The 23,258-nt window shown below is 41.7% G+C and carries 12 protein-coding genes; 8 read left to right on the top strand and 4 right to left on the bottom strand.

What is annotated here, in order from left to right:
• Positions 1-72: 72 nt before the first annotated feature.
• Together J4861_RS00200 and J4861_RS00195 are read right to left on the bottom strand one after the other, a co-directional pair.
• On the bottom strand, positions 73-1,047 hold the full coding sequence (locus J4861_RS00200) for a polyprenyl synthetase family protein (RefSeq protein ID WP_211794992.1): 975 nt from the start codon (positions 1,045-1,047) through the stop codon (positions 73-75).
• A gap of 65 nt (positions 1,048-1,112) precedes the next feature.
• The gene (locus J4861_RS00195) at positions 1,113-1,910 is read right to left on the bottom strand and encodes an energy transducer TonB (protein ID WP_211816193.1); all 798 of its coding nucleotides are present in this window, start codon (positions 1,908-1,910) and stop codon (positions 1,113-1,115) included.
• Between the two features lie 141 nt (positions 1,911-2,051).
• Here J4861_RS00195 and porQ point away from each other — a divergent pair, with 141 nt between their 5' ends.
• Positions 2,052-2,996, top strand: a complete 945-nt coding sequence (porQ, locus tag J4861_RS00190; protein ID WP_211816192.1) for a type IX secretion system protein PorQ — start codon at positions 2,052-2,054, stop codon at positions 2,994-2,996.
• Positions 2,997-3,356: 360 nt separating this feature from the next.
• Here the strand turns inward: porQ and feoB are convergent, their stop codons facing one another.
• Positions 3,357-5,837 carry a ferrous iron transport protein B gene (gene feoB, locus J4861_RS00185; protein WP_211816190.1) on the bottom strand — a complete coding sequence of 827 codons (2,481 nt, stop codon included), beginning with the start codon at positions 5,835-5,837 and terminating at the stop codon, positions 3,357-3,359.
• Positions 5,838-7,078: 1,241 nt separating this feature from the next.
• Between feoB and J4861_RS00180 the strand changes: the two genes are divergently transcribed.
• On the top strand, positions 7,079-7,507 hold the full coding sequence (locus J4861_RS00180) for a DoxX family protein (protein WP_211816188.1): 429 nt from the start codon (positions 7,079-7,081) through the stop codon (positions 7,505-7,507).
• 292 nt (positions 7,508-7,799) lie between these two features.
• On the opposite strand, the gene J4861_RS00175 is transcribed toward J4861_RS00180, so the two are convergent.
• On the bottom strand, positions 7,800-9,230 hold the full coding sequence (locus J4861_RS00175; protein ID WP_211816186.1) for an alanine/glycine:cation symporter family protein: 1,431 nt from the start codon (positions 9,228-9,230) through the stop codon (positions 7,800-7,802).
• A 142-nt stretch (positions 9,231-9,372) separates the two neighbouring features.
• Between J4861_RS00175 and J4861_RS00170 the strand changes: the two genes are divergently transcribed.
• From J4861_RS00170 to J4861_RS00145, 6 genes are all read left to right on the top strand, one after another.
• Positions 9,373-10,290, top strand: a complete 918-nt coding sequence (locus J4861_RS00170; RefSeq protein WP_211816185.1) for a YitT family protein — start codon at positions 9,373-9,375, stop codon at positions 10,288-10,290.
• A gap of 22 nt (positions 10,291-10,312) precedes the next feature.
• A complete protein-coding gene (mnmA, locus tag J4861_RS00165) occupies positions 10,313-11,395 on the top strand; it encodes a tRNA 2-thiouridine(34) synthase MnmA (RefSeq protein ID WP_211816183.1) in 1,083 nt (360 codons plus the stop codon).
• A 900-nt stretch (positions 11,396-12,295) separates the two neighbouring features.
• Positions 12,296-13,897, top strand: a complete 1,602-nt coding sequence (locus J4861_RS00160; protein ID WP_211816181.1) for a hypothetical protein — start codon at positions 12,296-12,298, stop codon at positions 13,895-13,897.
• Positions 13,894-16,272, top strand: coding sequence for a S8 family serine peptidase (locus J4861_RS00155; protein ID WP_211816179.1), 2,379 nt, complete (start codon positions 13,894-13,896; stop codon positions 16,270-16,272). The genes J4861_RS00160 and J4861_RS00155 overlap by 4 nt, the downstream gene beginning before the upstream one ends.
• Positions 16,273-16,388: 116 nt before the next feature.
• On the top strand, positions 16,389-20,102 hold the full coding sequence (locus J4861_RS00150; RefSeq protein ID WP_211816178.1) for a DUF6383 domain-containing protein: 3,714 nt from the start codon (positions 16,389-16,391) through the stop codon (positions 20,100-20,102).
• Between the two features lie 529 nt (positions 20,103-20,631).
• Positions 20,632-22,332: a putative transporter gene (locus J4861_RS00145; protein ID WP_211816177.1), complete on the top strand. Its 1,701-nt coding sequence runs from the start codon at positions 20,632-20,634 to the stop codon at positions 22,330-22,332.
• The last annotated feature ends 926 nt before the right edge of the window (positions 22,333-23,258 follow it).

Genomic DNA, 23,258 nt, shown 5'->3' with positions numbered 1-23,258 from the left:
ATACACATCCCCCCAGTCTCCCCAGCCTTTCCTATTTGGGCTCCCCTCCTTTCGGAGGGGTCGGGGGAGGCTTCACCACTTCCTATGCAGCATCTTCTGTGCATACGCTAACAGTTCTGCCTTGCGTTCATCAGGAAGGTTTACTGCCGCAATATATTTGTTTGCTTCATCAAAATAATAGTTGATGCGCTCAATAGCTAACTTGTCAACGCCGATACTGTTATACAACTCAGTGACAGCGGCAACCTTCTCCTCATGATTGAAGTTCTCACAGCCAATCCACTTCTCTAACTCCTTACGTTGACGAGCATTCGCCTTGTTGAAAGCATTGATGAGCATGTAGGTCTTTTTGTTGCAAATAATATCGCCACCTATCTTCTTGCCAAATACCTTTGGGTCGCCATAGACGTCAAGATAATCGTCTTGTAGCTGGAAAGCAAGACCAATCTGCTCGCCAAACTTGTAGAGGTTCTCCACATCTTCAGCAGGAGCATCGGCAAGGATAGCACCAATCTTCATCGCACAAGCCAACAGAACACTGGTCTTCAGACGAATCATCTCGATGTATTCTTCCTCCTTTACGTCATTACGATTCTCAAACTCCATGTCGTACTGCTGACCCTCACCAATTTCAAGTGCCGTAACGGTGAAGAGTCGAAGCACTTCACTGAGGTGTCTGCTGTCGCACTGTGCCATTCTTTCGAAAGCCAAAACAAGCATTGAGTCACCCGATAAGATAGCCGTATTGGCATCCCAACGCACATGAACAGTCTGCTGTCCACGGCGAAGCGGAGCATCATCCATCAAGTCATCGTGCAAGAGTGTATAGTTATGATAGGTCTCAAGGGCGCAAGCCGGTGAGAGAATCGTCTCTGGATCGTCCTTAAAAAGATTGTAAGAAAGCAGCATCAGCGTAGGACGTATGCGCTTTCCTCCCAATGAGAGGACGTATTTTATCGGTTCGTACAAGCTTTGTGGCTTGCGGTCATAAGTAAGGTTGTTTATATACTCGTTTACTTTACTCAGAATTTCATCAGCAGTGTACATATAGAGTTGGAGTTAAAAGTTATTTTCAAAATAAGCATTGAAGACTTTTTGGCGGGTCAAAAGTCTTATGCAAGTTGGAAGACAAACGGAATCTCTATCAGCGAACGGCATGGTTTATTCTTCTCAATGCCTGGCTTCCACTTACCCATTGTCTTGAGAACGCGCAGTACTTCGTCGTTGAGGACAGGTACCTTACCACTCTTGATTCTGACATCATCAACCGTACCATCAGCATTGATGATGAACGTAATATTCACCGTTCCCTGCAGTTTGTTCTCCTTTGCTGCAGCAGGGTATTGCAATGTCTTTGTAAGCCACTTCATAAACTCCACCCATCCGCCTGGTGGTGTTGGTGTCTCAGAGAGGATTCGCTTGCTAACCTTGTCGTCATAGCGTTCTACAACCTTGTCGGAATAGTCATCGGTCATCTTTTCCATCTCCTTCTTAGCCTCTTCCTTTATCTTCGGAGGTTCAGGAGTTGTGGTCACCATCGGCATAACAATCGGTTCGTTACTCACCTGTGGAGCACCCGTCTTCTTATCGTTCGAGTTCATACTGCCCGCATCATGCGGCGTAACCTTATTCGGAATATCACGGCGTTTAAGGTTGAGCAGGTCCTCCATCGTAGGCTTCTTGTCTTCTTGTGTCTTGGCAAGATCCTGCTGGTCAATGGCAGGCAGCATGTCCATATCGTGGAGTGTGACATTCTTGATGGCTTTAGTATTAGCCGAATCATCGTCACTCCCCGTTGCATTATACTCCATGGCAACAAAGAAGAAAGACAGTGCAACGATGATTCCCAAGAGGAAACCAATCCACCGCTTATTCTCTAAATCTGCTCTATTTGACTTCTTTATTTCCAAGATAAGATATACTAAACACCTTTTTCTGCCGTTATACAAACCATAATGGGCACAAAAACGCCTCATTATAAGTTGCAACGACAAAAGTAATAAGATATTCGGAAAAAGATGTAACTTTGCCGAGAAATTAATTTAGATTAAATGAAAAAAATCGTTTTCACCCTCCTGTTAACCCTTTTTGCGGTTGTAATACGAGCGCAGGAGAGTCAAACTGAATACAACTTCCTACGTCTTCCAGTGAGTGCGCATGCTGCTGCATTGGGTGGAGAGAATATTACTATCATTGAAGACGACCCTTCACTGATGTTCTCTAACCCTGCTTTGGCTTCTTCCGTAAGCGATAAAACCGTGGGACTTAGTTACATGAATTATATGCGTGGAGCTCATTATATGGGTGCTTCTTATACGAAAGCATTGGGTGAGAAAGCTACGCTTGCAGGTGGTGTGCAGTATATGAACTACGGAAAGATGAAGGAAGTTGATGCTAACAACGTACAAACTGGTACTTTCAATGCCAGCGAAATTGCTGTTGAAGGTATCTTTTCCTACGAATTAGCACGTAATCTGGTGGGTGGTATCACGGCAAAATTCATTACTTCTTACATTGGTAGTTATAATTCTATGGCGGTGGGCGTAGACCTTGGTCTCAACTGGTATGAACCTGAAAGAGAGTGGTCGGTATCCTTAGTTGCCAAGAACCTCGGTGGACAGATTAAGGCATACGAAGAGGAGTATGGTAAGATGCCGATTGATGTGCAGGTGGGTGTGAGCAAGACTTTTGCTGCCCTCCCTGTCAGAGTGTCTGCTACGCTCGTCGATCTTACGCATTATGACTATCGTTTTATCAATCACCTCAATCTCGGAGCAGAAGTCTTACTGTCTGAAAGTATTTGGGTTGGTGGTGGTTACAACTTCCGTAAGGCAGACGAAATGACCATTGGTAAGGATGAGAACGCCAGTGCGCATGGGGCAGGATTCAGTGTCGGAGCTGGTATCAACCTTGAACAATTCAAACTCAACCTTGCCTACGGTAAGTATCATGCAGCCAGCAACTCAATATTGGTGAACTTGGCGTACTCTTTTTAGAAGGCGTTGGTAATTCAGAATTCATAATTCAAAATTATTCGAACGAAGTTCTCATCAGTACGTCATAATTATGATTACCATATTAGCTTTGAGCTTTGAACTTTGAGCTTTGAGCTTTATGATATGTGCAAACTCTATCTCACTTTTACCTACTACGAATTTCGCTAATTATGCGAATCCTTATTACAAAAGATTTCGTGTCATTTGCGTAATTCGTAGTTGACGAGATAACACGTTACTTGTAGCGATAAACCACAGTTAACATTAGTATTCATAATTATGACGTACTGATGAGAACTTCGTTCGAATAATTGTGAATTATGAATTCTGAATTATTACAGCGTCTATTCTCCCCTCTTATCACATGAATAGCATGCCCACTTGGAAGACCACAGCACTAACGATCCAAGCTAATGCTGTAGTGTAACCTGCAGCAAAGAGAGCCCAACCCCAACTGCCTGTTTCGCCTTTAATAGCTGCTATCGTGGCTACACAAGGGAAGTAAAGCAGTACAAAGAGAAGGAACGAGAAGGCTGTCAGCGTTGCAATAGGCTCTGCTTCCTCGTAGCTGATGTGATGCATAGTTGCTACATCCTTTGTAATCAGATTATGTAGCTTTGAGTATTTGCCTATCTCACTACTATAACCATTGTCGTCAGAGAAGCTATCATCATTAGAATAGAGTACGCCCATTGTTGATGCAACAATCTCTTTTGCACCCATACCAGACAACAAGCCAACATCCAATTTCCAATTGAAACCCTGTGGACGGAACACTGGCTCAACGGCTTTACCGATTCGTCCGATATAGCTTTGTTCCTGTCGTGCTTGATTATCCATGTTCGGATCGTCTGGAAGAGGGAAGTAGCCTAAAGCCCATACGATGATAGAAGCAACAAGGATAATACCTCCCATCTTTTTAAGATACTGCTTACCTTTCTCCCATGTATGGCGACCAATTGCCTTCCATGTTGGGAAACGGTAAGGTGGTAGCTCCATCACAAATGGCGTATCCTCACCTTTGACCACAAAAGCTGAGAACAAACGACTCATTGCCACTGCCATCAATACACCTATTATATATAAGGAGAGCATGGCAAGCGAACGATATTTCAGCGCAAAGAACGAACCCGTAATCATTACGTAGATAGGTAGACGAGCCGAACAACTCATCAAGGGGAGAATCAACATTGTTATCAATCTACTCCTCCGACTCTCAATCGTACGTGTTGCCATCACCGCTGGCACATTACAACCGAAGCCCATGATAAGTGGGATAAATGACTTTCCATGCAGTCCCATCTTGTGCATCAGTCGGTCCATGATGAAGGCGGCACGTGACATATAGCCGCAGTCCTCCATGTAGGAGATAAAGAAGTAAAGTATTAATATCTGAGGAAGAAATACAATAACAGCTCCTACACCGCCGATAACACCATCGACGATCATATCTTTTACTGGTCCGGCAGGCATATTCTTAGAAATAAACTCGCCTAACCAACCCACACCAGCCTCTATCCAATCCATTGGATACTGACCAATGACGAAGGTTGCAGTGAACATTACCAACAGTACAAAGAAAAAGATTGGGAAGCCAAAGTATTTGTTTGTCAAGACATGGTCGATGACATGGGTGGTCTGATAGGTGTCTTTCTTATCACCTGTCGAGAAGTTCGCTTCCTTCAGCGCACCATTAATAAAACCATACTTGGCATCCATGATGGCTGTTTCGCTATCATTACCCGTCTCTTCCTTTACACGAGCAGCTGCTGTATCACGATGATTAAATATCTCAATCGAATCACCTAACGGACTAACGAGTTGTTCTACGTCCTTGTCATGCTCTAACAGCTTGATGGCAAGATAGCGGGTAGAGTAGCGATGGCAGAGTTCAGGGTATTTCTTCAAATGCTCCTGCATCTCTTTAATACCATTCTCTATCTCATGTCCGTGGTTGATATGGATATGGCGGAACTGCAACGACTCGTCTTCTTTTCCTTCATAAACGGCAATAATCTGGCGGAAGAGTTCCTTCACACCTCTACCATTGGTGAATACTGTTGGTATCATCGGCACTCCGAAGAGCTCAGAAAGCTTTTGTGCATCAATATGGTCACCACGCTGTTCTGTCTCATCAAACATATTTAGCGCACAAACCATACGTATGTGCATGTCTATCAGCTGGGTTGTAAGATAGAGGTTGCGCTCAAGGTTAGACGAGTCTATCACATTGATGACTACGTCTGGTGTCTTGTCAACCAACTGCTTACGCACGTAGAGTTCTTCAGGACTATAGGCTGAAAGGCTATAGGTACCAGGGAGGTCTACAAGGTTAAAAACATAGCCATCAAACTCAGCACGTCCCACCTTCGCATCAACCGTCACACCCGAATAATTACCTACTCGTTCGTGTGCTCCCGATGCAAAGTTGAAGAGCGATGTCTTACCGCAATTAGGGTTACCGACAAGTGCCACATTGATTGTATGGTCCTTACGGCGCACAGCATCTGATTGTTTCTCGGGCGTTAGCTCCTTGTCCGTGCTGTCGTATGTGGTTGAATCCATCTCAACCTGATTGTCTTCCTGCTCCTCCTCATTCCCAACAGAGTGAGTCTTCACATCCGACAATACCTCAATCTGGTCAGCCTCGCTATGACGAAGACTAACCTCATAACCCATAATCTTATATTTAACGGGGTCTTGCAAGGGTGCATTGAGCAATACCTCAACGGTCTTACCCTTGATAAATCCCATCTCTATGATTCGTTTACGAAAACCACCGTGTCCCGATACCTTTACGATAACACCAGTTTCTCCAGTCTTTAATTCTGATAGTTTCATATTCTCTATAATTCATAATTCATAATTAAAAATTCATAATTATGATTACTACTATTTGCTGTATTTATTGCTGCAAGCAACTTGCTTACTCGTTAACTCGTTCACTCGTCAACTTTTCAAAGTCCCTTTGTCTTTTTATCAAGCAACTTGTTTACTCGTCTACTCGTTCACTCGTCAACTTGCCCATATCTTAACGAACAAAGGTAATGAAAAAAAATAGAATAGGAAATGTTTATATAGTAAATACCTAATAATGGGGATAGGTAACGGCAAGAAAAAAGGCTATAACAGGTATTTTTCTTCATGTAATAATAACAATACACTTGTCAGAGGTATGAGGTACTAAAAGCTTCCTTACACAAAGAGCTACTATCACCAAACCTACAAGAATAGTTTTGTTTTAGTTTGCTGTCACTTTTAACACTTTGTGTAACAATACTGTAAATTAATGAGTTAAGTGGTGATTGCGGCTGACAGAAGTGACAGCAACTCTGAAATACACAGAAGACAAGATGTCTACTATCAATTTATAAACAAGGCGTTTATCCTCAAAGTTATTAGGAATCTGTACGCTATACCTCCGTCGCTCTTAGTTTCATCGTTCTCTCCGTGCCATTTCCTTATCTCCGTTCTCTCCGTTTCACCGTGTGACTTATTATATAAGTTTGTAAATAAAATTCACTACCTTGAAAATTAAAGAGCATCTTTTAGACTTGAATTAACGCCCTTTTGGCTTGCAAAAGATGCCCTTTAAGAACCTTACTAACGCCCTTTTGAAGTCTAAGTAAGCACCTTTTGCTTTCTTGTTCTGTAACTTGTTGATTATTATAGAGTTGTGAGGGTGATGAGAAATACTGTTTTTTGTGTGAAAAGAGGTGTTTTATGGGGTTGCTTTGTAAATATATTTCTGAGTCTGAAAACGGTAAATGCTATCTTTATTATCTCTTTAGAGACGAGTGCAAAATCATTCTATGCGATGGATTCATTGTTTTACAGATATGAAAAGATAAGAATTGTTGCATAAATAATCGTTGTAAGTCAATACCACATATATGGTATTTTTCGTCGCTTTCGATAAACCTTTTGGGGTATTGTTAGGATAAAATGGGAATTTATCTCTATCTTTGTAATGAATTAAAGATATGACCGCAGTGCTATTCTTCACATAGTCACGCTTATATAATAAGGTAGGGCGACATGGCACCGTAGGTAAAACGTATAAATATAAAAGATTGTAAGATATGAAATGTTTAGAATTACTATTTCCAAAAGCTGAGAGTACAAAGGCATCACTTCTTTTATTGGCATCACGCCTTGTGTTCGGATTGACATTTGCAAGCCACGGACTCGACAAGTTACAGCACTTCTCAGAAACGGCTACACACTTCCCTGCACCCTTCGGAATGAGTGGTGAGGTGGCAGTTGGCTTGAGTATCTTCGGCGAGTTAGTATGCGGTTTGGCTTTCGTTTTTGGTTTCCTCACACGTTTAGCACTCTTGCCAATGATTTTCACCATGATAGTTGCCTTCACAACTGTGTTTGGCGGATCTATCAGTGCAGGTGAATTACCTTTCCTCTATCTTATCATCTTCGTTCTTTCATGGTTTGCTGGTGCTGGCAAGTTCTCAGTTGATGGCATCATCAGAAGCAAGATAAGCCGGGGTAATTGATAATTCACGGTTGTAATTCATAATTCATAATTCACAATTCATAATTATGATTACCATTATTAGCTTTGAACCATTAACTACGAACTTGAGATTTGAACTTTGAGCTTTATGATATGTGCAAACTCTATCTCACTTTTACCGACTACGAATTTCGTTAATGCTTATTGTAATGTAATTCGTGTCATTTGCGTAATTCGTAGTTGGAGAGATAATACGTTACTGTAGCAATAAACCACAGTTAACATTAGTGTTCATAATTATGAATTGTGAATTTTGAATTATGAATTGAGGCTTATAGCCCCCAGCATTCAATATCTTTCTCAATATCGGGCATTGTCTCACGTTTGAAGACAGGGCTCTTCACGCCTGCGCGCTTCTGTTGACGATAGTCATCGAGTAGGCGGAAGGCATATTTACCAAGTGTTAAGATAGCAACGAGGTTACAAATCGTGATGAGAGCCATGAAGAAATCACCAATACTCCATACAAGGTCGAGGCTGGCAATGGCACCAAACATCACCATTACACCACCTGTTATCACACGCAAAGCGAGAATGGCTGAAGGCTTTTGAGTAAGGAATCGTACGTTTGCCTCACCATAATAATAGTTTCCGATAATACTACTAAAAGCAAAGAAGAAGATGGCTATCGCTATAAAGATTGGACCAGCTGCACCCACTTCGCTCTCTAAAGCAACCTGAGTAAGGAGAATTCCTGAGTCAGAATTGTTGACATAAAGTCCACTGATGATAATGATAAAAGCCGTACAGCTACAAACGAGGAGCGTATCTGTGAATACACCGAGCGACTGGATGAGTCCTTGTTTCACGGGATGAGTAGTAGATGCGGTCGCTGCAATATTTGGAGCAGAACCCTCACCCGCCTCATTACTGAATAGTCCACGCTTAATACCGTTCATCATCGTAGCACCTAAGCCACCACCTGCAACCTGTTCAAAGCCAAAAGCGTTCTCAACGATAAGGCGGAAGACGTGTGGAATGAGTTGAATATTCATTACAATAATGACCAAAGCAAGGAGCACGTAACCCACTGCCATCAGCGGAACGAGTACGCTACTGACCTTGGCAATACGCTGAATACCACCGAAAACTATTGCTAAAGAGAGTATAGCGAGGGCGGCACCCATCCATGTCGGATCAATAGAAAATGCCTTTTGCATTGCACCACAAATCGTATTACTCTGTATGGAGATATAAGCCATACAGAAAGTCATCGTAATCAGTACGGCAAAGAGTTTCGCCATCCATTTACAATGCATACCATGTAGAATGTAATAGGCTGGTCCACCAATGAAGGAGTCGGCATGACGACGCTTATAAAGTTGGGCAAGTGTAGACTCTATGAAGGCTGTCGCAGAGCCTAAGAGGGCAATAACCCACATCCAAAAGACAGCACCAGGACCACCAATAGCTATCGCACTTGCCACACCAGCAAGGTTTCCAGTACCTACACGTGAGGCTATTGAGACGGCAAAAGCTTGAAAAGATGATACATGTTTCTCACCTTCGTCATGTGTTCCTGTCGATTCTCCTAATAGGCGAACCATCTCGCCAACCATGCGAAACTGCACAAAGTGCGTCCGCCATGTAAACCACAAAGCACAAATAACGAGTCCTGCTACGAGGATATATGTCCATGTAAAATAATTGATAGATACTATGGCTTGATTCAGCCAGCCGTCTGCGGAAAATAATTCTATCATTTAATATAAGGCTAAAAATTATGCGCAAAAATAATAAAAACATCTGAAAGATATAAGTTTTGTGCGCAAAAATTTTCGCTATTCACTTGACTTTCATAATTATTTCACTAACTTTGCAAAATGCTAATGGTTGACAAACACAATGGTAAGAAAAAGAAAAAACAAGTTTAGAGATGTACGCGAATTCCTGATGATTGCATTGGCAATGATCATCGGCAGCTTTGGCTGGTGTGCATTCTTATTGCCACATCATATTACGATTGGTGGTATTGCGGGTATTGCATCGGTTATTCAGTGGGGTCTTGATATCCCAGTGCAGTATACCTACCTTACTATCAACGGCATACTGCTCTTTGTCGCGTTAAAGATATTGGGTTGGAAGTTCTGTGTCAGGACGATTTTTGCCGTACTGGTGTTCGCCTTTTCGACGTCGGTATTGCGTGAGGTCTTTGCTGGACATCCGTTGTTTTCAGACGAACCTTTCCTCGCCTGCGTTGTAGGTGGTGTGTTATTAGGTGTCGGAGTCAGCATCGCCTTGCAGTATAATGCCAGTTCGGGCGGGTCGGATGTTATTGCAGCCATGATTCACAAGTATCGTGATGTGTCACTCGGACGTGTCATTCTTGCTTGCGACCTATGTATCATTACCTCCAGTTATCTGGTTTTAGCGAATTGGGAAAAGGTTATCTATGGTTACATAGTTCTCTTCGTAATGACCTATGTAGTGGACTACCTTATTAATGGTATGCGTGGTTCGGTGCAGTTCTTTGTTATCTCTGAACACTGGGGAGAGATTGGTTCTGCCATTAACAACGATGTTGATCGTGGCTGTACGGTGATTGAAGCACGCGGATTCTATACAGGTAAGAAGGTGGGAATGCTCTTTGTCATCGCACGCCGTTCTGAAGCCCACTCCATCTATCAAGTGATTGACGAAATAGACCCGAATGCCTTTGTATCACAAGGTGCTGTCAATGGTGTCTATGGCATGGGATTTGATAGAATGAAAGTAGCACATAAGAAGAAAACAGCTGACGAGAAAGTCAGAACAAAAGAATAAGAAAGAAGGAAAGATTGTAAAGATGAATATTCAGGAACTCGAAGGTAAGCGTATTGCCGTTCTCCTCTCTGGCGGTGTTGACAGCTCGGTTGTGGTTTATGAGTTTGCACGATTCGGGCTGCATCCCGACTGTTTCTATATAAAGATAGGACCAGAAGAGAAGGAAGACTGGGACTGTAACTCTGAAGAAGACCTTGAAATGGCTACACTTGTGGCACGCCGCTTTGGCTGTAAGTTGGAAGTCATCGACTGTCATAAGGAATATTGGGACCAGGTGACACGCTATACCATGGAGAAGGTGAAGGCTGGTTTTACGCCTAATCCAGATGTGATGTGCAACCGACTGATAAAGTTTGGGGCTTTTGATGAGAAGATGGGACATGACTATGACCTCATCGCAACGGGCCATTATGCACAGACAGAATGGATTGACGGACGTAAATGGCTCACTACAAGTCCTGATCCAGTCAAAGACCAGACCGACTTTTTAGCACAAATTTACGACTGGCAGCTGAAGAAAGCAATCTTCCCTATTGGCCACTACGAGAAGAATGAGGTGCGAGAGATTGCCGAGCGAGAGAATCTTATCAATGCGCACCGAAAGGATTCGCAGGGAATCTGCTTCCTTGGAAATATCGACTATAATGAGTATGTACGCCGCTATTTAGGCGAAGAAATAGGCGACGTCATCGAACTTGAAACGGGAAAAAAGATTGGCGAACACAAAGGACTATGGTTCCATACCATCGGGCAACGGAAGGGACTCGGTCTTGGCGGTGGCCCTTGGTTCGTTATTAAAAAAGATGTAACTAAAAATATCCTGTATGTAAGTCATGGCTATGACCCTGCTACAGCCTACAAAAAAGATTTCCCGCTCCATGACTTCCACTTCCTAACAGAAGGTATCACAACTTTACCTGAGAAGATTACCTTCAAGATTCGCCACACACCTGAGTACCATCCAGCAACTGTTGAACAGTTGTCGGACGGTAGGTGTATTATTCACTCTACCGAAAATATCCATGGCGTTGCCCCTGGACAATTCTGTGTTGTCTATGATGAACAGCACCATCGCTGCTTTGGTTCTGGAGAAATAACTTTGTAAAGTTGACGAGTCTACGTGTTGACGAGTAAACGAGTTATGTGTTGAGGAGTTGACGAGTTAAGAGTTGACAAGTAGACGAGTTGTGTGTTCTGTTTGTTGAGTTAGCTTGAAGAACTTTTATTTTGCCTTTGCTACAATGATAAACAATCGTTGTCGGGTTGTTTTTTCATACAAAAAGAATTGATAAAGATAGGCTATAACAGCTTTTCTAAGTATTGCCGTCAGGTAAACATTCCCTATATCCGTTAGAAATTAGTGGCTTATTATCTTTATTACCATAATCTTATCGTCCCTTTCTTTTTGTCTTCAAATGATGTGTTGACGCCCCGCACATGTCGTGCTGATGCTTAGCACCAATGGTGCTGAGTACTAATTACGTTGTAATATATTAGCGATTTGAGTTTAATTTGTTGTAAGAAATGGGTCATACTATTTAACCCAAATCGGTCATTAGACCACAATATGTATAATTCTTCTTGTTTACTTCGTTTTCTAATATCTTTTATTTTCTTAAACTAATGTCGTATACTTTTGTCTACTTATTTACATATTCAAATGTGTCCTTTTTACAACCACATCCCGTTCTCTTTTATCTAAATATCTGCTCAACCCTTTTGTAGCTTACAAACTACGAGGTTTTTATAATTATAAGTGTTTTATGTACTCTTTTGTTTGAAATAGAAATTAATAATACATTTTATGATTTAAAGTATAATTTTAATCGAAAAAAGATTGCTTCTTTTATAAATAATATTTATATTTGCACCAGATATGTTATAGAACGAATAACCTGTAAGAGTATTTACTCATCATTCGTCTAAAAAACTCTTCAAATAAGAGTTAAGATACCATAGAGATAAGAGTTGCATCTGATATTTGGTCACTAATAAATATGTATATATGAAGCAGGTTTACTATTTTATTTTCTTAATGCTACTGGCGTTCTCGTCAGTAAACGTAAAGGCTGACACTACTGTAAAAGTCAAAGTTGATGATATCAACAGAGTTTCTGTCAAAGTAAATTACATGCCCGTTGTCAATCTTGCTAACGGAACAAATGAAATAACTGTGCCTCAATATGGTGCCTTAACCATTGAGGCGAAACAGGGTTATTACTTAAAGAGCGTTCTCAAGACGATTGATGATGACAACTCTGCACCACAGACTATTAATAATCTAACCAGTTGCAACATCTATGTTTCGGATGCAGACAATAATAAGCTCTTCACTGTTAAAAGTGCTGATTTAGCTGCTGCTCGCACTGGTTCATGTACTGTAAACGTTGATAATGCCTCAAAAGTGAGGGTATCTCGCTATGAATCACACACGTCGGTAGCGTTGCAAAATGGTGAAAACACGGTTAAATGGATTCCTAATACCGAGAAAACGCTTGTAATTACCAATGCTAATTATGGCGATGCCCCTATATATAAAGTGACCATCGACGGTAATGACGTAGCTTCTTCAGGCGGTCAATACTTTGTAACGTTGACTGCAGGCTGTGTTGTAGATATTAAAGCCGATTATCCAGACGTATCTTATCCAGTGAAGTTCAACTTTTCTAACGAGGCTGCGAAGGGTGTTATCTCAAAGGTAATGGCTGATGGTGTGGAAGTTAAGAACTACAATGACGCTGATTTCAAGCTGAAAGCTGGAACAAAATTGTCATTAACTTTCGACCAAAGTAACTATGCCTTAGATGCTTTTAAGGTCAATGGAACTGCCGTTACGATATATGGTAACTACGAATGTTACGTGAAGGACAATCTTGTCTTTGATATTCAAGCACATAAATATGCTACTGTAAAGGCTGTGTTGACTGTTGATAACGCAGCAAATATTACCGCTTATGAGGGACAAAGCTATAATAATAAGGTGATAACGCTACAGAATGGCAGTAATAATATTGAGTTAGGCGAGAAGAACAACGTTATCCAAATAAAGCCAAACAGCGGTTGTAAGGTTGAATCACTGAAGGTAAATGGAAATCCCGTAACCGCCAATTACGAAGGAGCATACGAGATAAGATTAACCGATGGTATGACGATTGAGGTTAAGACATCAGCCATTGTACGCGACCAAAAGGCAACGGTTTTCATTGACGACATCAGCCTTGCGAACTATGGATTCAACTTCTACCGCTCTGATCACTCAACGGTAAAGATGCAGACAGGCGAAAACACTGTTATGTTCTCAGCCGACGATCATCACTTCATGCTTGGTGCATACGGCAACGACTTGAGTAAGATGGTGGTTAAACTCAATGGAACGAAACTTAACCCATCTTATCCTGGCGGCACAAGCTTTGAGTTTGATTTGAAGAATGGCGACCGTCTGGAGGTCCTTCTCAAGGGCGAAACAAATGGCATTGAAGCCATAGAGTCTGTAAAGCAAGGCAAGGCTGTAGTCTATCGTCTTGATGGGAAGCGCATAGAAGACACACAACTGCCTAATGGAGTATATATTATTAACGGTAAAAAATTTATAGTCAACAAGCGATGAGAAAAATTCTACTCACTGTATTTTGTTTATGTTCGGTAGGATTAGCTTACGGTCAGTCGAAGATTGACCTACAAAGTCAGTTGGAACTGTTCAAACTCCGTAACACTTCCATTCCTACCTACAACAGTCGTACACGTTCGTTTGAACGTCCAAAAAGTGTACCAGAGAACACAATGGCAATGGTCGAACTGAAGGATCAGAACGGCCGTGCAGACTTAGAGGCACAAGGAGTAAGGGTGCTGCGAGTACGTGGTAATATTGCCATTGTCGTAGCTCCAATAAAAGACATTGAGCGTATTGCAGACTTGAAGTGCGTTCGTCGTATGGAACTCCCACGTCGTGTCTATCAGAAGATGGATGTCGTTCGTAAGGAGATTGGTGTGGATAAGATTCACCAAGGTCTCGATCTCCCACAGGCTTACACTGGTAAAGGCGTTGTAACGGGTATTGTTGATGGTGGTATTGACCCTAACCATATCAACTTCCTCAAGCCAGACGGCAGCACACGTTTCGGTTATATCAGTAAGATCACAGCCAGTCAGTCGAATAAGGATGGTTATCAATTTGATAACTATTACCCTCGTGCCGTGCTTGACACCATGACTAACCGTGATAATGCATACGCTATTGAGGACTTTACGACCGATTCCTACACTACGTTCCATGGTACTCACACTACTGGAATCATGGCAGGTGGATATAAAGGCGATATCACCTATGCTAAGACTAACGATAACGACAGGTCTTATAAGGTGATTGGTCCTAATCCTTTCTATGGTTGTGCGACAGAGTCAGAGCTTGTTGCTTCGTGCGGTGATTTGCGTGACCAGTATATTGCATTTGGTGTTGATGATGTCGTACAGTATTCACTACTATCAGGAAAGAAGCCAAAGCCATGTGTTATCAACCTTTCATTAGGTAGTAACATTGGTGTACACGACTCTACAAGTGTAATGAATCGTTTCCTTGCAGAGGAAGGAAAACACGCTATTATCTGTGTTGCTGCAGGTAACGAAGCGAACATGGGCATCGCATTAAAGAAGGATTTTAAGGATGCGGGAGAGATAGTTAAGACTTTTCTCACGCCAATGCAGCCAGATACTTTGCGTTCTGGAGGTAAGACCTACTTTAATCTTCGTAACGGACAGATAGCAGCTTATAGTAATGACTCTACAGAATTCGAGTTACAAATCGTTGTTACTAATGCAAATCGTCGTAATCGTGCTGTAGCCAGAATTCCTATTTTAAAGAATACAAATGGTCAACCTGTGACCTATGCATCAGGTGGTAATGACTATTCAATGTCAGGCGCTGTGATTGACCCAAACTTTGCGAAAGCGTTTGATGGTTACGTCACAGCAGCTTCTGCTATAGATGCTGAAACGGGCCGTTACTATGCTATGGCGCAGATAATGACCAGTGATAACCAGAAAGAAAATCAGGATGGGCACTATAAACTGGCGTTGGAAATAAAGAGTAAGAAGCCTGGACAGCGTGTTGAAGTTTATAGCGATGCACAGTTTATCTACTTCGATAGTAACAAGCAGGAGGGTTTCGTAAGCGGAACACGCAATGGTTCTATCAGCGATATGGCATGTGCTGCAAACATCGTTACTGTTGGTAGCTACAATGTACGCAACCACTGGTCATCTCTCGACGGCTTTGTTTATGGTTACAACAAGCGAGGTGACGAAGATGACTTCCCTGAAGGTGAGGCTTCACGCTTCTCTTCTTTCGGTACATTAGCCGATGGTAGAAACCTTCCACACGTATGTGCTCCAGGTGCATCTATCATCTCTTCTGTCAATACATACGCTGTAGAGAATCAAGAGTTAGGATATAGTGACATGGCATTGCAGGGTAGATTGGAGAAAGGTGGTAAGAAATACTACTGGCATCAATCACTCGGTACATCTATGGCTACGCCTGTTGTGGCTGGTGCTATTGCCCTCTGGCTTGAAGCCAACCCTAATTTGACAGTCAAGGACGTAGTCCGTATCATCCAGCAGACCGCTCGTAAGGATAAGTATGTTACTAATACGGGCGACCCAGTACAGTGGGGTGCAGGTAAGTTTGACGCTTACGCAGGTTTGAAGCAGGTACTAAAAGAAAAGGAAACCAATGGTATTAATGGCGTAAGATACGCTGAGAGTCAAGCAGTACCTGTCATCACAATGACTGGCGAACGCTCTTTCTCAGCCTTCCTTGCTGGTGCAAAGCAGCTGAATCTACGTGCTTACTCACTCAGCGGACAGTTAGTTCACTCGCTCTCTGCACAAGGTGACGAACTTAACGTTAATGCTTCTTCATGGAACAAGGGCGTTTACTTGATTCAAGTAAATGGCGGTAAGGCACAACGTATCGTTATCTATTAAGACTTGATACACATCGAATAATATTCCCAAAGGATAGGACTAACACTCCTAACCTTTGGGAATACGATAAGTAAACATAAGCTATAAAATCAGAACACAATAATATTTATATTTATATGAAGCACAAATTTACTTTTTTTCCATCATTCCTCCTCTTAGTGATGGCTATGTTGTGGAGTTCGCTTGCTGCCCATGCGCAAGACGAAGTTTTGATTCGATTCCACACCAATGTGCCTGAAAAGGCAAAAAAATCTGGTGTGGCAGCACAGGTTTCTTTTGTGTTGGGCTCTAAATCTGACAAGGCCGATGTTTCTATCGACTATGGTTCTGGTGATACCGAAGTTGAGATTAAGAAAGCTATTGTTGAGAATGATAATGGTGAACAGACCATTAAGGGTACTCTCTGTACAAGTGCTGTGACAGATGCAGGCTGGGTAACGATTTCTGGTGACCCAGACGACCTCTATTTCTTCAATGCTTCTGGTAACGAGATCGACCAAATTCAGTTTAATGACAACTTGAAACTCCAAGTCTTGAACTTAGAGCATAACAACTTAAAGTCACTCAACATAGACCGTTTACAGAGTCTGAACATTATCTATTTACAGGATAATCCTTTCTCTGCTACAACTCCATTGATGATTGGTCGTATGCCTAATCTTATGGTGTTGGAGGTTCCACAGATTGGACATATCTCTCCAAACTTCACACTGAAGAACTTCCCTAATCTCCGTTCGTTTGATGCTTACCACACTATCAGTCTCAAGATAGCAGATCCAACAGGCTGTCCATATCTGCAGCGTTTGAGTCTTGACATGACAAGTGTTGAAAGTGTAGACCTCTCAAAGAATCCAGAATTGCAGATTCTCAACGTGGGTGACTCTCGTGTAAAGACACTTGATCTCAGTCATAACCCTAAGATTACACAGCTCTATATCTCTCACTCTTCTGGAACTGTCAATACTGACGTGAAGTTTGAGACCATTGATGTATCTCATTGTCCTGAACTTTACTACTTCTATTGTGGTGGTAATAACTTGAAGGAACTTGATTTAAGAAGCAATCCAAAGCTCTTTACACTCTCTTGTGACCGTAACCTCTTGAGAAAGCTCGACGTTAGTCAGAACCCTGCACTCTATAGTGTCAACGTACGTTATAACTATATGGACTTTGCTACACTGCCAGAGCCAGGCAACTGGTTTGAGTATTACCACGAGCAAAACCCTATGGAGCTGAACGATACATATAAGGTAGGTGATGTTATCGACCTTAGCAAGCGTGTGCTTCGTGCAAATACAACAACTCAGGCAAGACTCTATCGTGTTCCAAAGGCTGACCCAACAAAGCCAGTAGAGTTAGATGACAGCTATTATTCTTACGAGAAAGGTAAGGTTACTTTGAAGAAAGCTCTTGATGAAGAGGTCTTTGTTCAGTTCACTAATAGCCGACTCAGAGACTATCCTATCCGCACAGAGAACTTCCGTGTGAAGACTGTTGCCGAGTTCGGTAAGGATGTGAAGGCTGTTGAAATGTCAAGTCTTGGATCAGAGGGTTCTCCTGTTAACATGTCAGTGGGTATCCTTGGTGCTACAGCAGCTAATCCTGTAACAGTAAAGGTTGACTTAGGTGATGGAGAAACAAAGCCATTCCAGATTAAGGAAGAGCGTCCTGCTACAGCAAATATTGCTACTACACGTACAGGCGCAGGTAACATTATTATATATGTTCCACAAGATAAGTACGTAACAAGTCTTGAGTCTGATGGTCAATACATTGATAACATCGACCTCTCTGCACTTACAGAACTTCGCATATTGACGTTGAAGAATGCAGGTCTTACTACTATTGACCTCTCTTACAACAATAAGCTTGAGAAGCTCGACCTCTCTCATAATCAGCTAAATCGTGTTGATCTTCGTGGTCCATCTTCTTATTTTAATAAGAGTAAGTTGACTGATATCAACATTAGTCATAACCAAGTTGACTCATTGCTCTTCCATAGCATCTATGGCGTAACTAAGCTGAACGTAAGTCATAACAAACTGAATAAGTTGGATCTTAAGGATGCCGACAACTTGCGTATGCTTGATATCTCTTACAATAAGTTCACTCGTCTTCTCCTCAACCACAGCGAACTTATAGAGGATATCAATGTGGCAAACAACGAACTTACTGAGGTGAAGATTCCACCTGTAGCACCAGTTAAGAAGTTGAATGTTAGTGGTAACTACTTCACATTGGCTAATATGCCTAACGACTTCGGTCTGACTCGTGGCAATTTTATCTATGCACCACAGCATGTACTGCAGATTTCAACCTCTTCACCAGGTATCGACCTCTCTGAGCAGTATATAACAAAGGATGGTTCAACAACTAACTTTGTATGGAAGAAGAAAGATGGTACACCGTTACAGTTGGGTACAGACTATACCATTACCAATGGTTCAGCTAAGTTCACCAACCTTGCGCTCGACTCTATCTATTGTGAGATGAGACATCCTGCTTATCCTGATTTCGACGGAAAGAATGTCTTTAAGACTACTTATGTTCATCCTATTGCCTTCCCTAAATATGAGTTAGCATCATTTACTACTGTCAACCAGACCGATAGCGTAGTATTGTCTCTTGCAAGCTATGTTCCTGGTAAGTCTGTTTACTTCGAGTGGGGCGGCAATGGTAATGTTACACAGTATACACTTGGAGAGACTTACAAGATCTTCCGAGCTAAGTCAAAGCCGAATACAAAGGTACGTGTGCTTGTTGCTGAGGCTGATGATAAGGTGAAAGTCTTCAGTGTTTCAAACGTTAATATGACTGATGTAGACCTCACTGGTTTGAAGGAGGCAAAGCTCATTTCTATAACTCATGCAGGGCTGACATCTGTTAAGCTCCCTGCAGCACCAAATCTTACTGATTTGAACCTTGAAGCAAATGAGTTGACTGACATTGATTTGTCAGCTTTCCCAAAACTTAATTTTATCTCGTTAACGGGTAATAAGATTAAGAACTTCGACTTATCAAAGGCACCAAACCTTGGTATTGCTTATCTCTCAAGCAATAAGATGAAGGAAATCAAGCTTGACAACCCTAAGCTTTGGAACCTTGACTTGAGCGATAACGACCTCGAAAGCGTGTCACTCGACAAACTTCCTCAGTTAGAGCAGTTGTGGTTGAATGCTAATAAGCTGACAAAGGTTGACGTATCAAAGAATACCAACCTTAGAGTTCTCAACGTTGTTGGCAACCGTCTGAAGTTCTCTACAATGCCATTGCCAAGCAATAACGGCAAACGATTTGATAGATACTCTTACAACCTTCAGGCACCAATCGATGTTAAGTGCGTTGATGGTAAGGTTGACCTCAGTTCTGAAGCTGTCGTTGGCGGTGAGATGACAACCTACCACTGGTTCATCGGTAATGTGACCTATAAAGATGGCGAGTTACAAGGTGAGAAGTTAGAGGTCAATGATGAGTATACCGTTGAGAATGGTGTAACTACATTGAAGCTCACTCAGCCTATCACCAACCTTGTTTGTGTGATGTCGAACGATAACTTCCCTAATGCACTTATCTATACAAACTACATCGCGTTTACACCTGACCCAACAGGCATTGATGCTGTTACAGCTGATAAGGATGTTAAGATTCAGTTCTTCGATGGTGCTGTTAATATCCTTGGTGCAAAGAATGCTACAACAGCTATCTACTCAATCGATGGTAAACTCGTTTACCAAGGTAAGGTTGCTGACGATAGCACACGCATCTCTCTTGCTCGTGGTACCTACATCGTACGTGTAGGAAACAAGGCAGCAAAGATTAGCGTAAAGTAAATTAGTAGTTAGTAAATAGTCATTCCCCTTGTTTGTTGTAGAATACTTATTCGGCAACAAACAAGGGGATTCTTTTATTTATGTAGCCTTATCGCAATCTTTTAGCACCTAACACCATTGGTGCTCACCATCAGCACGATGTGTGCTAAGCATCGACACGTTAGGTGATGAGAGTAGGAGAGGGACTTTATAATCATTAGAATGAATAGAATAGGTCATGTCCAGAATAGCAACAAAAAAGATTTAGAGGTCCTTAGCATGAAGATGAAAGTAGACAATTACTTCTTTGGCTATCTTAATCTCTCATAGGTTATTATACTACAATGCCTTTCATCTTTATTTGTCTACATTGAAAAGAATATCTCATCATTTCATAATCCCGAAGGCTCAATAACATCTTACGAACAGTTTTTACATAGGTAAATAAGAAAGTAACGTATACAAAAACAGACACATGGTTAAAATTCGTCATAAAAGATTAGATTATATGCCTTTTAATCCTTATCTTTGCACACACTAAATAATACTTATGGACTGGTTAATTGATATTTTTTCGGCAGCGAAACAGGATACGGTAGCCCATATTATGCTATTGTATTCTATTGTCATTGCCTTGGGTATCTACCTTGGCAAAATTAAAATTGGAGGTATTTCGCTTGGCGTTACCTTTGTGTTGTTTGTGGGCATTCTTGCTGGTCACATTAAATTTACAGGACCTATCCCCGTATTGACCTTTGTACAAGACTTTGGATTGATTCTTTTCGTCTTTATGATTGGTCTGCAAGTCGGACCAGGCTTCTTTGAAAGTTTCGGTAAAGGTGGTCTGAAGTTGAACATTCTTTCGACGGTGGCAATCCTGCTCAACGTCCTTGTGATGTTTGCTTGTTACTACATTTTCTTTGACACGCAGGACAAGACAAATCTTCCTATGATGGTCGGCACGCTCTATGGTGCTGTGACGAACACTCCTGGTCTTGGTGCTGCGAATGAAGCACTCCACAGTGTCTTCAAGAATGGCATGGACTTCGACATCGCTTCTGGTTATGCTTGTGCTTATCCTTTGGGTGTGGTTGGTATAATCAGTGCGACGATTGCTATCCGTTATATCTGCAAGGTAAACCTTCAAGAGGAGAATGAAAAGCTGAATGAGGAAGAAGCTGAGAATCCTCATGCAAAGCCTTACACAATGTATTTGAAGGTACAAAATGCGTATATCGCAGGTCGTAAGCTCGAAGAAATATCAGAATTCCTTAATCGTGACTTCGTTTGTACACGTCTTATGCACGAAGGTGTATTGTCTGTTCCTACCTTAGATAATATTTTTGAGTTAGGCGATGAGATTCTCGTTGTCAGTGCAGAGGGTGACGCAGCTGCTATCCGTGCTTTCATCGGTCCAGAGATTGAAGTAGACTGGCACGAGGAAGACCAGCCACAACAGTTGGTTAGCCGTCGTATTGTTATCACCAATAGCAAGATTAACGGAAAGACTTTGGGCGATATGCATTTCCGTTCAGTATATGGCGTGAACGTAACACGTATCAGCCGTCAGGGTATGGACCTCTTTGCTGGTCGCAATCACCGTTTTATCGTGGGTGACCGTATCATGGTTGTTGGTCCAGAAGAGAACGTAAACCGCGTTGCTTCTATGATGGGTAACTCTGAAAAGCGCCTTAACGCACCAAATATTGCAACCATCTTCGTTGGTATCATCGTCGGTATCATCTTCGGTACGTTGCCAATTGCGATTCCTCACATGCCTGTACCAATGAAACTCGGTCTTGCAGGTGGTCCGTTGGTTATCGCTATTCTTATTGGTCGTTTTGGTTATCGAATGGGACTTGTGACCTATACTACAACGTCAGCGAATATGATGCTCCGTGAAATTGGTTTGGCACTCTTCTTGGCTTCTGTAGGTATCAAGGCAGGAGCAACCTTCTGGGACACTGTAGTACAGGGTGACGGATTGAAGTATGTGTACACAGGTTTTATCATAACGATTGTTCCAATCCTTATTGTCGGCACTATTGCTCGTTTGAAGTATAAGTTCAATTACTTCACAATTATGGGTATGCTTGCCGGAACCTATACCGACCCACCAGCCTTGGCTTATGCTAACTCTATCTGTGCAGGTGAGGCTCCAGCTATAGGTTACTCAACAGTTTATCCGCTCAGTATGTTCCTTCGAATCTTCCTCGCGCAGGTAATTGTACTATTCTTCTGCCAGATTTAGGAAAGAATAAGTTTAAAATGAAAAATAATTAGGGTGTATCAAATTTCTGATGCACCCTATTTTTATTGGGTTTTCAGGATTTTGAAGTGATAAGGTTTGCCACTTGTGTTTAGGGTTTGAAGTAATGTCACACGGAGAAAAGGAGAAGACGGAGGATTATTAAAACAAAGCAATGGGGTAACGGAGGCACCGTCGGTGCATAGAGCGACAGAGTTTGTTTGCCAATTTTATTAGCAATTTATATACAAAGCGTTTATTCCAAAATAGTTATTAAGAATCTGTACGCTATACCTCCGTCGCTCTTTGTGCCGTCGGCACCTCCGTAACGTTGCATTATCTCCGTCCTCTCCGTGACTCCGTGTGCCTTATAATATACGAATTTTACTTTATCACTCCATGTTTCGGAAGAACCTTTTTATTCTCCTAAATGTGTGAGAGAATGTTTTTACTCTAAATACAAGCCCTTAGCTATCTGTTATCTTACCACAAAGTTTCTCCTTAAGCCTCTGAATTTACTTTACATTATTTCGTTGTTTATTTGCCCCAAATGGCTCTAAAACCTCTTTTTGAATAGCCTTTGTAACTTCTTTAATATCAATCTATTGCAAAGTAGCTTTTTAAAAGGTGCTTAGTAAGGTTTCAAAAGGGCGTTAGTTAGCCCTCAAAAGGGCATCTTTTACAAGTCAATTGGGCGTTAATTGCAAGCTAATTTATGCTCTTCTCAATTCGAATATTAGATTTTTCTTTACATTATATCATTGTTCTATGGTGTCTGTGATAGGGGAGTAGGGATTAAGTAGTAATTCATTATGCTATTACTTTGTTCCATATTATTTTGTTATTTGGTCTTTGTATACTTTGTTACCTTGTCTTTTTTACCTTATCTTTATTCTGTCTCCCCTAATCTCTTGTCTTCTTTTAAATCA

It is taken from the genome of Prevotella melaninogenica (assembly GCF_018127925.1).
In the GTDB taxonomy this organism is placed as follows: domain Bacteria; phylum Bacteroidota; class Bacteroidia; order Bacteroidales; family Bacteroidaceae; genus Prevotella; species Prevotella melaninogenica_C.
Note: the sequence above shows the minus strand (reverse complement) of the source record. Positions and strands in the feature narration are given on the sequence as shown.